Below are 13,261 nucleotides of genomic sequence, written 5' to 3'. Positions count from 1 at the left end.
TATTCGCCATGCTCCGCGACAAGATCCCCTACCAACCACGGCCCACAGATCAGGCACCCATCCCCGCTTGACGAAACCCATAGGGACACCCCCCCGCCTGGCGGCCCGACGGAGAACCGTCGACGTCTTCGGGTTCCCGGGCCAGATGCGCCGATGCGGTCCAAGTAGGTAACCTCAACTTTTCCTCAAGATTAGGCCGATAAATCGATTAGGGCATCGACTCATGCAGTGATCGTTGCTACGTTACTTCTCGGCCGGAGGAGAATTTAGAACTGATTCACCGAGTGACTCGTCGGGGTTTATCGGTGAATTAGAACATCAAGTGAATCGAGGTTACTGATGAGACGAAAAGCATTTAGAGTGGGTGTCATAGCTGCGCCCCTGGCGGCCGCCTTGGCGCTAGCCTCGCCTGCTTCGGCAAAGAGTTCAACGGGTTTTGCCGATGACTTCTTTCCGCGCTGTGATGCGAACGTTACGGTCGCGGACGACTTGGTTGGATCCGTTGGGAAAATCGACGCCTACGGAGGCTTCTTCTGCGAGACTGGCAGAGAGTTTTCGGGCACCATGACCTTGCAGCTTTTCAAGAATGGAGCCAAGGTTAGCGAGGCCAAAAAGGGCGTTAACGGCAACGGAGACTCCCTCGGCATTACCGTCTCAAATCCCGTAAATCCACAGGACTGGCGGGCCAAGCTCACCATTTTCAGGCCGGGATTCTCGAGCACCATCATCGACACGGGGACAATTCGATCATGATTCGTAATTTCAATTCCAGAGCCGCTCTTGCCGTCGCTGGCATCGTCAGCGCGACTGCTGCAGTCGGCCTGATCTCCACTCCTGCTTATGCGGCCTCCTCCGTGGCAGGGAAAGATGGATGGGACAAATCGAGAAATTGTGACGCCAATGTCGTTGTAAGCGACGCGACGTCCAGCGGCAAGATTGAGGTGTACGGAGGCTTCGTGTGCCCAACTGGAACCGGCATCATCAATGAACCGCAAGTCGCAACTATCAGAATCATAATGTTCCGCAATGGCGACCAGATTCTTCAGAGCAAGAAGAACGTAACCATGGGAAAAAAGCCGTTTTCGATCGCGAGCGATTCCCATGCCATTACTTACCCTGACTACTCGTCAAGTGACAATTTCTATGGCGTGATGGAGATTACCTCGCTGAGCGGTTACGTCAGGTTGACGACTGGAATCATTACATCCTGAGTCTGTGAACACACGCGGCTAGCATGAGCGACACAGGTTCGGATTCAGGATAGCGTCTGTGGGACGGTGAGGCATCATCTAGCCAGCTCATGCCCCCACGGTTGGCCAGCTGCGTTCGAAATTGTCCGGCGACCTCGACGAGTAGAGAGGGTGCGTCCCAGTGTTGGACGCACCCTCTCGCGCTACCTTGAGGGGCGAATTATGACTCGGTGGAAGCGCTGTCCCACGCCGCAATTACGGTCAGCCGGCGGGGCGATGTGATGACGATGAGCGACGCGAGCAGATGTCCCTAGGGGTTGAGCTACGGTCGCCTGCGAGGCAAGGGCGCCGCTGGACGACGCGGTACGCCGAGCACGCTCCTTCCGCGACCAGCCACGTAGACCTTCCGGCCAGCAAATCCAGCAGCCTTAGCTACTCCACGAACAACCTTCAATACGTGGTCGGTGTACCAGCTCTTAATGCCGTCCACTGTGACGAAATGACCGTTCTCGCCGAGACTGGTCGACTTTCCACGCAACGGGTGCCCACCTTGTCGCAGTGGATGGAGACCTACCTGTCAGAGGTTGCCTCGGCCAAAGTCCGGCCATCGACCCTGCACCGATACCGCGAAGAGGTCGAGCACCACATCGGGCCGATGCTGGGCCGGCACCGACTCGACAAGCTGACCCCGGCACACCTGACCTCCTTCTACCGGGATCGGGTGACGGTTCTCTCGGTCGGCAGTGTCCGGCGTATGCACGCCAATCTTCGCCGAGCGCTCAACGTGGCGGTGCGATGGCAGCTGATCCACAGCAACCCGGCTGCTCTCGTGGAGCCACCCTCAAGCCCCACGTTGAGGTGCGGCCCTACTCGCTCGCCGAAGCGCGACGCTTCCTCAAGGCTGTGGAAGGCCTCCGGCTAGAAGCTCGATGGCTCATCGGGATCGCCCTCGGGCTCCGCCAAGGCGAGGTCTTGGGACTGCGGTGGGATGACATCGACCTCACCGCTGGAACGCTGCGTGTGCGGGGACAGTTGCAGCGTGACCCTGACACGGGTGCTCTGGTCTTCGTAGAGACCAAGACCGCCCGGTCTCGCCGAACTCTTCCGCTGCCGCCCACCGTGCTAACGGCACTCCGACGCCACCAGGAACACCAGGCAGCGGAACGGTTCGACGCCGACAACTGGGCCGACCCGGGTCTGGTCTTTGCCACCGCTGTCGGCACGCCCGTCCACCCGCGTAACGACTACCGGTCGTTCCGAGAAATCATCCGGCGGGCCGGCCTACGGCAGGTTCGTCTTCACGACCTGCGGCACACGGCGGCCAGCGTCCTTCTCGCCCAGGGCGTACCCGCCCGTGTGGTGATGGAGATCCTCGGTCACTCTCAGATCAGCGTCACTCTCAACATCTATGCACACGTGGCCCCTGAGGTCGCGCGGGAAGCTGCGGCACGGCTGAAGGGGGCGCTGTGGTCCGGTGAGTAGGTTGGCTGCTCGCTTGGCTGCTCGGCCTCCCGACGGCAGGCAAAAGGCCCAGGTCATGATCGGCGATCAAGCCGGTGACCTGGGCCTTTCAGTGGAGCCGCCTGACGGAATCGAACCGTCGACCTACGCATTACGAGTGCGTCGCTCTAGCCGACTGAGCTAAGGCGGCAACGATCAGCAAGTGTACGGCACCCCGGCGGCACCGACCGAACGGGATACCCCCGCCGCGCTGGCCAGCACCAACCGGACATCGGCCGTCATCTGGACGCTTACCGGACAGCGGATGATTGGGTCCGGGACTACGCTGCGGCGGGTGAGTGACGAACGCGACCACCCCGAACGTCAGGACGAGACGACCGAACGCCCTGACCGCGCGCCGGCCGGTGAGCGCGCCGCCCACCGGCCGCGCAGCACCGACCCGCTGGAGTTGGGTTTCACGCCGCGCAAGCCGGTGCCGTGGCTGGCGCCGTTCCTGTTGATCAGCACCGGCATCCGGACGCTGCTGGCGGTGCTCTTCGGGGCGTACCTCGACAAGCGCGAGTTGCAGAACGCGTTCGGCGACGGCGTCTTCCGCCAGGTCGGGCCGGACGGCGGGCTGTGGCTCGACTACGTGGCCGACCTCGGTGACGGCTTCAACGCCACCTACTCGGTGGCGTACCTGCTGGCGCAGCCCGAGCTGACCGTCGACGGGCACCGCCTGCCCCGGGCGCAGACCCTGGTGATGGGCGGCGACCAGGTGTACCCGTCGGCGGCCTACGCCGCCTACGAGGACCGGTGCAAGGGCCCCTACCAGGCCGCCCTGCCGGTGGCGCCGGCCGAGAAGCCGACGCTCTTCGCGGTACCGGGCAACCACGACTGGTACGACGGCCTCACCGCATTCCTGCGGTTGTTCGTCCGCTCCCGGGACCGCAACTTCGCGGGCTGGGGCACCGGGCAGTCCCGGTCGTACTTCGCTGTGGAGTTGCCGGCCGGCTGGTGGTTGCTCGGCGTGGACGACCAGTCCGGCTCGTACCTGGACGACCCGCAACTGGCCTACTTCGACGAGGTGGCCCGGCGGCTCGGGCCGGAGTGCAAGGTGATCATCGCGGCGCCGGCACCGACCTGGGTCAAGGCCGCCGACAACCCCACGGCGTACGACTCGATCGACTACTTCATCCGCACCATCATCGACCCCACCGGGGCGCGAGTGCGGCTGTTGCTCTCCGGGGACCTGCACCACTACGCCCGCTACTCCGGGCCGGACCGGCAGCTGATCACCTGCGGTGGTGGCGGCGCGTACCTCTACCCCACGCACAAGCTGCCGGAGCGCATCGAGGTGCCACCGCGGGACACGCTGGCCCGCAAGGCCAGCTCCGCCCAGCCGTACGACCTGGTGGCCCGCTACCCGGACGCCGCGCGGTCGCGCCGCTACGGCTGGGGCATCTTCCCCCGGTTGCCGTTCCGCAATCCCGGCTTCACCACGTTGCTCGGCACCCTGCACACACTGCTGATGCTGGCCATGGCCGGTGCGACGGCGAACTGGGCCGACAGCACCAACCAGCGGCTGTTCAGCGTCCCGCTGGTGGTTATGGTGCTCGTGACGGTGATCGCGGCGGCCCTGTTCGCCAAGCCGCCGAGCGCGAGCGGCAAACGCCATGCGCGGCACTGGATCCTCGGTGTCGGCCACGGCGTGGCGCAGGTGGCGCTGGGGGCGGCCGGCACCTGGGTCTGGTTGGCGCTGCCGTTCTACGACTGGCCGTGGCCGCTGCCGGCGGTCGCGGCGGCGGTGCTCTACGGCCCGGTGATCGGTCTGGTGGCCAGCCAACTGGTCGCGGCGTACCTGCTGGTGGCGGGCTCTTTCGGAGTGAACGTCAATGAACTCTTCGCCGGACAGGGCATCGAGGATTCGAAGTCGTTCCTGCGACTGCGCATCGACCCGGACGGCACGTTGACCATCTACCCGCTCGGGGTGGACCGGGTCTCCCGCGACTGGCGGGTGAACCCCGACCAGTCCCCGACCCAGAGTTGGCTGATCCCCAAGTCCCCCCTAACCCCCCACCTAACCGAACCCCCCACAGTCCTGCACTAACCCCCCCCCACCCCACCCCCACCCCACCCCACCCGAGTTGATCAAGAGGTTTGCGTCATGACGGACCCGATTCCTGACGCAAACTTCTTGATCAACTGGGCTAAGCGGCGGGCGGGAGCCCGGGGGGGCGGGCGGGAGGGGAACGGGCGCGGGGTTAGGGGGTGTATTGCTGGTCGTGGGCTTGGCGGGAACCGCAGACGTCGGCGCGGGAGCACATTGAGCGGGAGCCGTCCGCGTCCAGGCGTACCGTCACCGCGTCTCTCGGGACGCTGTGGCCGACGACCCGGCCGTCACCCTCGGGGGTGGAGACCCGACTGCCGACCGCCGGGGCGGTCTCCTGAAAGCGCTGGTACAGCGGGTGCTCGTACTTGAGGCAGCACATCAGTCGACCGCACGCGCCGGAGATACGCAGCGGGTTGAGCGGTAGGTCCTGGTCCTTCGCCATCCGGATGGTCACCGGCTCGAAGTCGGTGAGGAACGTGGCGCAGCACAGGTCCCGACCGCAGGAGCCGATGCCGCCCTGCACCCGCGCGGAGTCGCGTGCGGAGAGCTGGCGCAGCTCCACCCGGCAGTGCAGGGTCGCGCCCAGGTCACGGACCAGGGACCGGAAGTCCACCCGGTGCGGAGCGGTGAAGTAGACGGTGCTGCGCTCACCGCCGCTCTCGGCGGAGCCGAGCACATGGTCGACCGCCACCACCTTCATCGGCAGGCCGTGCGAGCGGATCAGCCGTTTCGCGGCGACCTTGGCCTCGGCCTTGCGCCGACGCAACGCCTCGTCCCGGCGGAGGTCGTCGTCGCCGGCCAGCCCGACCAGGCGGGGGAAGCCGTCGGTCTCCTCGGTCACCCACTGCGCGGCCCACACGCACTCCGCCACCTCGGGCCCGTCATCGGTGGGAACCAGCACCCGGTCGCCCACCTGCGGACGCAACTCGCCCGGGTCGAGGTAGTAGAGCCGCCCGTACCGGTTGAAGCTGACCGCGCAGAGCATGCCCATCCCCCCACCCTACGACGGGTCACGCCGCGAAGCGCAGCGGCCGGCTACGCCCCGCTCCCATTCATGACCGTCGACTCGACCTATTGCCGAACGTCCCGTCGTGCCGTTGCTGCTCGCCCGGACGGTTGAATCCGGGGCCGGGCAGGAGACAAGACGTGCCTCGGCGGCGTTGAGTGGAGGCAGACCTGCGGGGGTGCAGGGGGAAGACCACGGCGTCGCCGTGGGCGCCGGCTTCAGGTCAGGTGCCCGCGAGCGACGCCGTGGCCTGTCCGGGGCAACGCGATCGCAGCCAGAGGACCAAGAACCGGGGCAACGCGAGCGCAGCCAGAGGCAACACCGCCTCGGCCGCAGGGCCGGGCTCGGTTACCAGCCGACCCGGGTGGGCTGGTCGTAGCGGGGTCGGCCGTCCGTTGGCGGGCGCCACGCGGTCTCGGCCAGGCTCGGCGCCCACTGACGCAGCAGCGTCTCCGCACCGTCGTACGCGACGCAGAGCACCGCCAGCACCCGTGCGGCGATTTCGGCGGCGTCGGCCACACCGGGCCCGACCGGCCCGGGGCGCGTCGACGCACCGGTGGCGGTGGCGGCGACCACGGCGACCGCTTCGGCCGAGCGGAGCACGTCGGCCAACGTGCGGGCCAGCGCAAGACGGCTGCCCTCCACCCAGTCGGCGAGGGCGTCGGCGTAACCGGCTGTGGATTCGAGTCGCCCGACCAGGCTGTCCGGCCCCTCGTCGAGGTGGCGTAACAGCGCCGCCCGTTGTTGCCCGTACGCAGTGGCGGCCGGACCGGACCAGAGCACCGAGTCGGTGAGCGCGGCGGAGACGTCGTCGTACCCCCGGACGAGCCGGCGCACCGCGTGGCCGGCGCTGGCGAGCGGCACCGGGTGCAGGTCGAGGAAGCTGCGAACCGCGTCGCCCGGCAGCACCTGCATGCGGCGCAGCAGCGGCCAGACCCGGTGCCCCTCGGGGACGCCGGCCGCGATCAGTCTGTCCACCCGGCGAAGCAGGTCGAGGCCGGGCTCGGCGAGCCGGTCCAGCGCGTCCATCACGGTTCCCCGGTTAGCCGGCGGCGGGCCGCCCGGTCGACCTCGGCGTAGCGATCGGCGGCCTCCCGCACGGCAGCCGCGGCGGCGGCCAGTCGACCGGCAGCGGCGCGGGCCTCCCGGGCCCGATCGTCGGTGGCGGTGGTCCACTGCCGGTGCAGCGCCCGACCGATCTCGCCCGGGCGGCCCGGTGCGTCGGCGCCGAACGCGGCCTGGGCCGGATCGGTGGCGGTGACGGTGTGCGAAACGACTGTGAGCGTAGCGCTCGCCTCGTCCAGTCGGGCGGAGAGCGCGCGCAGTGTGTCCATCTCAGGCCCCCGCGAGCGGTCGGTAGGCGGCGAACGTCTCGTTGTGCAGCTTTTCCCGGGCCCATTCGGCGGCGTCGGCCGCCGCGGTGACCGCGGCCTGCACGGAACCGGCCACGTCGCGCGGACTGCGGGTGTGCAGCGGCCCGAGGAACCGGACGTCGGTGATGCGTCCACCGGCGGTGACCACCACCTCGACAAGGCCGTCCGGCGAGCGGACGGTCACCTCGACGGTCGACACCGCCTGGTCGAACTCGGCCTGGAGGGACTCGATCCGGCGGTAGCGTCGCACCGCCTCCTCGATCCAGGCTTCGTCGATCTCCCCCCGCGGCATCGGCCGACTCCTCCCGGGTGATCCATCACTCAGTGTGGTGCCACCGTCACCACGGCACAGGGACCGTACCGCACCACAATCGGGCCTGTCGATGCCTGTGGACAACGGCCGGGGAGTGCGGGTCAGCCCTTCCAGAGGGCGAGCATCATCGCCTCGACCGCGATCCTCGGCTTGACGTTCGCCTCGATCGCCGCACGGCAGGCGAGCACTGCCTCCAACCGGCGCAGCGACCCCTCGGAGTCCCACTTCTGCGCGCCGGCGCCGGCCAGGGCAGCCGTGTCGGTGTGCACCGGCGCGACGGGTGCGCGCAGCGCCATGGTGAGCGCGTCCCGGTAGAAGCCGGCGAGGTCGACCAGCGCTCGGTCGAGTGCGTCCCGCTGGGCCCGGGTGGCCCGGGACTTCTGCCGCTTCTCCAGCTCCTTGAGCTGCCCGGCGGCGCCTCGCATGGCGCCGGCCGCGCCCCGGCCGGTGCCGCCCGCGCCGAGCGCGGTCTCCAGTGCCGCACGCTCGGTCGTGTCGGCCTCGGTGACCGACGCCTCGGCCTCCGCCTCGGCCGCCTCGATCAGCGCGGACGCCGCGTCGAACGCCGCGCCGACACCTGTCAACCGGCGGGGCACCGCGAGCACCGCCTCGCGTCGTTTGCGGGCCTCCGGGTCGCGGGCCAGCCGGCGGGCCCGACCCACGTGGCCCTGCGCGGCCGCCGCCGCCCACTGCGCCACGTCGGGCGCGATGCCGTCCCGACGAACCAGCACCTCGGCCACCGCGGCTGCCGGCGGCTGCCGCAGGGGTACGACCCGGCAGCGCGACCGGATGGTCACCGAGATGTCGTCCGGGTGGGTGGACGGGGCGCAGAGCAGGAAGACCGTCCGCGGCGGGGGTTCCTCGATCGCCTTGAGCAGCGCGTTGCCGGCGGCCTCGGTGAGCCGGTCGGCGTCCTCGATGACCACCACCTGCCAGCGCCCGCCGGACGGGGTGCTGGCCGCGCGGAGCACCAGGGCGCGCATTTCGCCGACGCCGATGGAGAGCCCTTCCGGCACTACCATCCGCACGTCGGCGTTGGTGCCGCCCATCGTGGTGTGGCAGCCGGGGCACTCACCGCAGCCGGTGCCGTGCGCGCACTGGAGTGCGGCGGCGAACGCCCGTGCGGCGACCGAGCGGCCGGAGCCAGGAGGCCCGGTGAAGATCCACGCGTGCGTCATCCCGGTGGACGGGTCCACCCCGCCGGTCACTGCGTCGTCGGCAGCCTGCTCGTCACCGCTGGCCGGGCCGGCGGTGACCAACGCGGCCGCGCCAGTACGCAGCACGGCGGCCGCCGCGGCGGCGGCGCGCCGCAGCTCGACCACCGCCTCGTCCTGACCGACCAGGTCGGCGAAGACGTCCGGCATCAGGTCTTGTGCTCCATCGTCACCAGCTCCGCGTCGGATAACTCAGGCTGCACCGAGGTGTCCGGGCCCTGTGCCGGCCGCGGGTGCACGATGCCACCCGGCTTGCCGAGCATCTCCTCGACCCGCCGGACCACCTGCCCGGTGATCTCGTCGGCCGGCCGGGACGCGTCGAGCACCAGGTAGCGCTTCGGGTCGGCGGCGGCGAGGTCGAGGAACGCGTACCGGACGCGTTCGTGGAAGGCGACCGACTCGGCCTCCAGCCGGTCGGTGCCGGTGTTGCGCGAGGCCACCCGGGACAGGCCGGTGCGCGGTTCGATGTCCAGCAGCACCACCAGGTCGGGCTTGAGCCCTCCGGTGGCCCAGGAGGAGAGCCAGGAGACCTCGTCGACGGGCAGTGTCCGGCCGGCGCCCTGGTACGCCAGGGACGAGTCGACGTACCGGTCACTGATCACCACGCCGCCCCGAACCAGCGCGGGCCGGACGATTGTGGCCACGTGGTGCGCCCGGTCGGCGGCGTAGAGCAGCGCCTCGGCCCGGGGGGAGGGCGCGTCGTCGCCGGAGGTGTCCAGCACCAGCGACCGGATTCGCCGGCCGACGCCGGTGGCCCCGGGCTCGCGGGTGACCACTACCTCTCGGCCGTGACCGCGTAGCCGCTCGGAGAGCGCGGTGAGCTGGCTGGACTTTCCCGCGCCCTCGCCGCCCTCGAAGACCACGAAGAGCCCGGCGGAGACGAACGGCTCGGCGGGCATCAGCGGACGGCCTCGGATGGAGCCCCACAGGTCGGCGAGGACCGGGACACCCTTCTTGTCGTCCATCTGGCCGAACGCGCTGATCCCGGCGAAGATGCCGGCGGCACCGGCGGCGAGCAGCAGCAGTCGGGTGGAGGAGACGGAGATGCCGAGGTCGGCGATGGTCAGTTTGCGGGAGCCGCCGACACCGACCAACACGCTGCTCAGCCCGATGGCCAGGATCAGCACCAGTCGGGTGCCGATCTGCACCACCGCGAAGACCCGGCCACGCACCTCGTCGGCCACCTCGCCGCCCAGCAGCGTGGTGCCGGCCAGGAAGGCCATTCCGGCACCGGCGCCGACCAGCACCGCGCCGACGATAGCCATGGACAGGTGGATGGCGAAGGCGAGGGTCATCACAGCGGCGCTGGCCAGCACGATGCTCATGCCGAACCAGCGGCGCCGGGACATCTCCTTGACGACCATCGGGCCGAGCCCGATGCCGAGCGCCAGGCCGACGAAGATGGCACCGAAGAGCAGTGAGAACGCCGCGTCGCCAGCGCCCAGCGAGTTGGCGAAGAACTTGGCAGTGCCGACCACGATGCCGCCGCCGGCGAACGCGCCGAAGATGCCCAGCACCAGGCCGCGGACGAGCGGGGTCTGGCCGATGTACTTCCAGCCCTCGGAGAACTGCCGGAACATGCTCTGCTCGGCACGCTCGGCCTCACCGCGTTGCGCCTCGCTGATCTCCTTGATCCCGAATGCCACCACCAGCGCGGTGGCGAGCCGTGAGAAGGAGTTGATCCAGAGCGCGAGCTGGGCCGGCTCGGCCCAGGAGGGCAGGTCGCCGCCGACGGCACCACGGACGCCACGGTCGAGCACGGCAAGGCCGATGGCGGCGGCGACCGGGGTGAGGCCGTAGGTGGTGATCAGGGTGAGCTGGTTGGCCGCTTCCAGCCGGGCCCGCGGGATCAGGTTCGGGACCGCGGCCTCCTTGGCCGGGATCCAGAGCAGGGTGAGCGACTCGATCAGGAAGGTGGCGATCAGCGCCCAGCCGACCACCAGACCGCCTGCGGCGCCACTGAGGGCGTAGAGCGGAATGGAGGCGAAGAGCACGAAGCGCAGCAGGTCGCAGATGACCATCGTCCAGCGCCGGTCGAACCGGTCGGCGAAGACGCCGGCCACCGGGCCGAGCACCAGCGCGGGCAGCAGCCGGATCGCGGTGACCCCGCCGAACGCCGCGCCCTGGGCGGTGCTGCCCTGCACCTGCGAGGCGGCGAAGAGGGCGGTGGCCAGCAGGCCGAGCCAGTCACCGAAGGAGGCCGCGCCGAGCACGATCCACAGCCGGCGGAACGGCCGGATGCGCAGCACGGACCGGATTGCGGCATAACCGGACGGATCAACCTGACCGCCGTTGGGCTGCTTGGCGGCGTTGTCCGACTGGTCACCCGAGCGCGACACGCCGGGCGACTCGCCGCTGTTCTGGCTTTCGATGGCCGTACCTCCACGTGCCGGCCCATCGCTGGGCACCTCCGGTGCAACACTCTAGACCCGGTGGGGGCCACCCCCCGGGCGACATTCTCCTGCTCGCTGAGCCTAGGCCGCCGGGGGTACCGACCGCAGCCCGGACGTACGCGAGGGTATTTCGCATTCTCCGTCCGACAGTTAGCGTGCACACGTGGCCATCGAAAGCGACAAACTTCGCGAGCGCCTGGATCGGGCGACTGCCCACCTCGACCCCCCGTACGCGGTGGTCGACCTCACCGCCTTCGACGCCAATTCGGTCGCCCTGGCCGATCGCGCCGCCGGAAAGCCGGTCCGCCTCGCCAGCAAGTCGGTCCGCAGCCGGGAGTTGATCAGTAGAGCCCTCGCCCGGCCCGGCTGGCAGGGCGTGATGGCGTTCACAGTGCCCGAGGCGATCTGGCTGGTCCGCGCCGGCGTCAGCGACGACGTGCTTGTCGCGTACCCGAGCGCGGACCGGGCCGCCCTCGCCGAACTGGGCGCCGACCCGACGCTCGCCGCCGCGATCACCCTGATGATCGACAGCACCGGCCAACTCGACCTCATCGACGCCGTCGAGGCTCCGGGGCAGCGCGCCGAGCTGCGACTCTGCCTGGATCTGGACGCCTCCTGGCGACCGCTGCGTGGGGTGCACGTCGGCGTCCGCCGCTCGCCGGTGCACAGCGCGCGGGCAGCCGGCACGCTCGCCGCAGCCGTCGCCGGCCGGCCCGGCTTCCGGCTGGTCGGGCTGATGTCGTACGAGGCGCAGATCGCCGGCCTGGGTGACGCGCCGCCGGGCAAGACGCTGCTGGCGGGCGCGATCAGGCTGGCCCAGCGCGGGTCGTACCGCGAGTTGCTGGCCCGCCGTGGCGCGGCGGTCGCCGCGGTACGCGAGCACGCCGACCTGGAGTTCGTCAACGGCGGCGGCACCGGCAGCGTGGCCGCGACCAGCGCCGATCCCGCGGTCACCGAGATCACCGCGGGATCGGGCCTGTACGGGCCGACGTTGTTCGACGCGTACCGCGCCTGGCGGCCCACTCCGGCAGCGTTCTTCGCCTGCGCTGTGGTCCGCCGACCGACGCCGGAGCTGGCGACCGTGCTCGGCGGTGGCTGGATCGCCTCCGGTCAGGCCGCCGACAGTCGACTGCCCCGGCCGTGGCTGCCGGCGGGGCTGAAGCTGGTCGGCACCGAGGGCGCCGGAGAGGTGCAGACCCCACTGACCGGCCCGGCGGCGGCCGGGCTGCGCGTCGGCGACCGGGTGTGGTTCCGGCATGCCAAGGCAGGTGAGCTGTGCGAACGGGTCAACGAGCTGCACCTGATCCAGGGCGACGCGGTGGTGGCGACAGTCCCCACCTACCGAGGTGAGGGGCAGGCATTCCTCTGAGACCGGACAGCCACCCTCACCGCCGGCCGGAGCCCGCGCCCCACGCCGACTCAGGCGGGTTGGGGCGCCTCAGCCTGCTTGCCGACTGTGGGCCGACCGTTGTCCGGGCCGTCCACCTGGCGGTGCAGGTACTCCCGGATCAACGCCTTCGCCTCCAACAGCACCCGCTCGTCGCCCTCGGACTTGCGGCGGAACGCGAGCTTGATCAGCGCGTCCGCCGCCTCGACCGCGATCTCCAGCACGAAGCGCAGCTTGGGCACGTCGGTGAGCCCGAAACGCTCGGTGAGCACCCGGGCCAACTGGTCGGCGATCACGCCGTTGTTGTCCCGCTGCTCGTCGAGCAGGTGCAGGTCGACCACGTCGCCGAAGTGCAGGGTACGGAAGCCGGGGACGGTGCGGTGCATCGTGATGTACTCGTCGATGCCCGCGTCGACGCCGTCCCACCAGTGGGTCATCTCGTCGGAGGCGAACCGCTCGTCGAGGCGCTGGAGATAGGACTCCATGGTCCGCAGGGTCAACGCCTGCACGATCGCCCGCTTGTCCGGAAAGAACTGGTAGACCGACCCGATCGCCACCTCGGCCCGCTCGGCGAGCAGGGTGGTGGTCAGCCCCTCGTACCCCACCTCGTCGACGAGTTCGGCGCAGGCATCCAACATGCGCTGTACCCGCGCGACACTTCGACCTTGCACCGGTACGCGGCGCAGCGGCCCGGTCGTGGCGGCTGGTGTGGACACTCTGCGCCACCCCCCTTCGACGGATGAACATATCTCCACGTCACGAGTCCGTGACTACCGGTACAACGAGCGGATCGCAATTGCGGTATTTACCAGCTAGAACGTTCCTGATATGA

General features: G+C 69.5%; 12 protein-coding genes, 1 tRNA gene and 1 pseudogene. 6 read left to right on the top strand and 8 right to left on the bottom strand.

Annotated features, from left to right (window positions below):
* Positions 1–339: 339 nt before the first annotated feature.
* The 4 genes and pseudogenes from AB0C19_RS24410 to AB0C19_RS24395 all read left to right on the top strand — a co-directional run bounded on the left by AB0C19_RS24410 (position 340) and on the right by AB0C19_RS24395 (position 2,672).
* Complete coding sequence (locus AB0C19_RS24410; protein ID WP_357188909.1) at positions 340–753, top strand: hypothetical protein; 414 nt, start codon at positions 340–342, stop codon at positions 751–753.
* Entirely contained in the window at positions 750–1,211 is a 462-nt protein-coding gene (locus tag AB0C19_RS24405; RefSeq protein WP_357188907.1) for a hypothetical protein, read from the top strand. The genes AB0C19_RS24410 and AB0C19_RS24405 overlap by 4 nt, the downstream gene beginning before the upstream one ends.
* A gap of 283 nt (positions 1,212–1,494) precedes the next feature.
* Positions 1,495–1,890: pseudogene (locus AB0C19_RS24400) on the top strand (hypothetical protein); the annotation flags it as partial.
* Positions 1,891–1,985: 95 nt separating this feature from the next.
* Positions 1,986–2,672 (top strand): site-specific integrase, encoded by a 687-nt coding sequence (locus AB0C19_RS24395; RefSeq protein ID WP_357188905.1) that lies wholly within the window; start codon positions 1,986–1,988, stop codon positions 2,670–2,672.
* Positions 2,673–2,764: 92 nt separating this feature from the next.
* Here AB0C19_RS24395 and AB0C19_RS24390 read toward each other — a convergent pair.
* A tRNA-Thr gene (locus AB0C19_RS24390) sits at positions 2,765–2,841 on the bottom strand.
* A 144-nt stretch (positions 2,842–2,985) separates the two neighbouring features.
* On the opposite strand from AB0C19_RS24390, the gene AB0C19_RS24385 reads away from it, so the two are divergent.
* Complete coding sequence (locus tag AB0C19_RS24385) at positions 2,986–4,740, top strand: metallophosphoesterase (protein ID WP_357188903.1); 1,755 nt, start codon at positions 2,986–2,988, stop codon at positions 4,738–4,740.
* A 154-nt stretch (positions 4,741–4,894) separates the two neighbouring features.
* Here the strand turns inward: AB0C19_RS24385 and ricT are convergent, their stop codons facing one another.
* From ricT to tmk, 6 genes are all read right to left on the bottom strand, one after another.
* On the bottom strand, positions 4,895–5,734 hold the full coding sequence (gene ricT, locus AB0C19_RS24380; protein WP_238684762.1) for a regulatory iron-sulfur-containing complex subunit RicT: 840 nt from the start codon (positions 5,732–5,734) through the stop codon (positions 4,895–4,897).
* Positions 5,735–6,097: 363 nt separating this feature from the next.
* Positions 6,098–6,778: a hypothetical protein gene (locus AB0C19_RS24375; RefSeq protein WP_328651296.1), complete on the bottom strand. Its 681-nt coding sequence runs from the start codon at positions 6,776–6,778 to the stop codon at positions 6,098–6,100.
* Positions 6,778–7,083: a hypothetical protein gene (locus tag AB0C19_RS24370; RefSeq protein ID WP_357188900.1), complete on the bottom strand. Its 306-nt coding sequence runs from the start codon at positions 7,081–7,083 to the stop codon at positions 6,778–6,780. Before AB0C19_RS24370 ends, AB0C19_RS24375 begins: the two co-directional genes overlap by 1 nt.
* A 1-nt stretch (position 7,084) precedes the next feature.
* Entirely contained in the window at positions 7,085–7,414 is a 330-nt protein-coding gene (locus AB0C19_RS24365; RefSeq protein WP_007454690.1) for a YbaB/EbfC family nucleoid-associated protein, read from the bottom strand.
* 122 nt (positions 7,415–7,536) lie between these two features.
* Positions 7,537–8,799, bottom strand: a complete 1,263-nt coding sequence (locus AB0C19_RS24360; protein ID WP_357188898.1) for a DNA polymerase III subunit delta' — start codon at positions 8,797–8,799, stop codon at positions 7,537–7,539.
* The gene (tmk, locus tag AB0C19_RS24355) at positions 8,799–10,898 is read right to left on the bottom strand and encodes a dTMP kinase (protein WP_357188926.1); all 2,100 of its coding nucleotides are present in this window, start codon (positions 10,896–10,898) and stop codon (positions 8,799–8,801) included. The genes AB0C19_RS24360 and tmk overlap by 1 nt, the downstream gene beginning before the upstream one ends.
* Positions 10,899–11,205: 307 nt before the next feature.
* Here tmk and AB0C19_RS24350 point away from each other — a divergent pair, with 307 nt between their 5' ends.
* Positions 11,206–12,411 carry an amino acid deaminase/aldolase gene (locus AB0C19_RS24350; RefSeq protein WP_357188896.1) on the top strand — a complete coding sequence of 402 codons (1,206 nt, stop codon included), beginning with the start codon at positions 11,206–11,208 and terminating at the stop codon, positions 12,409–12,411.
* Positions 12,412–12,461: 50 nt separating this feature from the next.
* Here AB0C19_RS24350 and AB0C19_RS24345 read toward each other — a convergent pair whose 3' ends face one another.
* Positions 12,462–13,067: a TetR family transcriptional regulator gene (locus AB0C19_RS24345; protein WP_357188924.1), complete on the bottom strand. Its 606-nt coding sequence runs from the start codon at positions 13,065–13,067 to the stop codon at positions 12,462–12,464.
* Between the last annotated feature and the right edge of the window lie 194 nt (positions 13,068–13,261).

This window comes from Micromonospora sp. NPDC048842, from assembly GCF_040649935.1.
Classification (GTDB): Bacteria; Actinomycetota; Actinomycetes; order Mycobacteriales; family Micromonosporaceae; genus Micromonospora; species Micromonospora hortensis.
This window is presented reverse-complemented; position numbering and strand designations above follow the sequence as displayed.

What these genes read in the sequence shown, in the direction of transcription:
- AB0C19_RS24410 (WP_357188909.1), top strand. Translation starts at nt 340, where the DNA reads ATGAGACGAAAAGCATTTAGAGTGGGTGTCATAGCTGCGCCCCTGGCG.
- AB0C19_RS24405 (WP_357188907.1), top strand. Translation starts at nt 750, where the DNA reads ATGATTCGTAATTTCAATTCCAGAGCCGCTCTTGCCGTCGCTGGCATC.
- AB0C19_RS24395 (WP_357188905.1), top strand. Translation starts at nt 1,986, where the DNA reads ATGGCAGCTGATCCACAGCAACCCGGCTGCTCTCGTGGAGCCACCCTC.
- ricT (WP_238684762.1), bottom strand. Translation starts at nt 5,734, where the DNA reads ATGGGCATGCTCTGCGCGGTCAGCTTCAACCGGTACGGGCGGCTCTAC.
- AB0C19_RS24375 (WP_328651296.1), bottom strand. Translation starts at nt 6,778, where the DNA reads ATGGACGCGCTGGACCGGCTCGCCGAGCCCGGCCTCGACCTGCTTCGC.
- AB0C19_RS24370 (WP_357188900.1), bottom strand. Translation starts at nt 7,083, where the DNA reads ATGGACACACTGCGCGCGCTCTCCGCCCGACTGGACGAGGCGAGCGCT.
- AB0C19_RS24365 (WP_007454690.1), bottom strand. Translation starts at nt 7,414, where the DNA reads ATGCCGCGGGGGGAGATCGACGAAGCCTGGATCGAGGAGGCGGTGCGA.
- AB0C19_RS24360 (WP_357188898.1), bottom strand. Translation starts at nt 8,799, where the DNA reads ATGCCGGACGTCTTCGCCGACCTGGTCGGTCAGGACGAGGCGGTGGTC.
- AB0C19_RS24345 (WP_357188924.1), bottom strand. Translation starts at nt 13,067, where the DNA reads ATGTTGGATGCCTGCGCCGAACTCGTCGACGAGGTGGGGTACGAGGGG.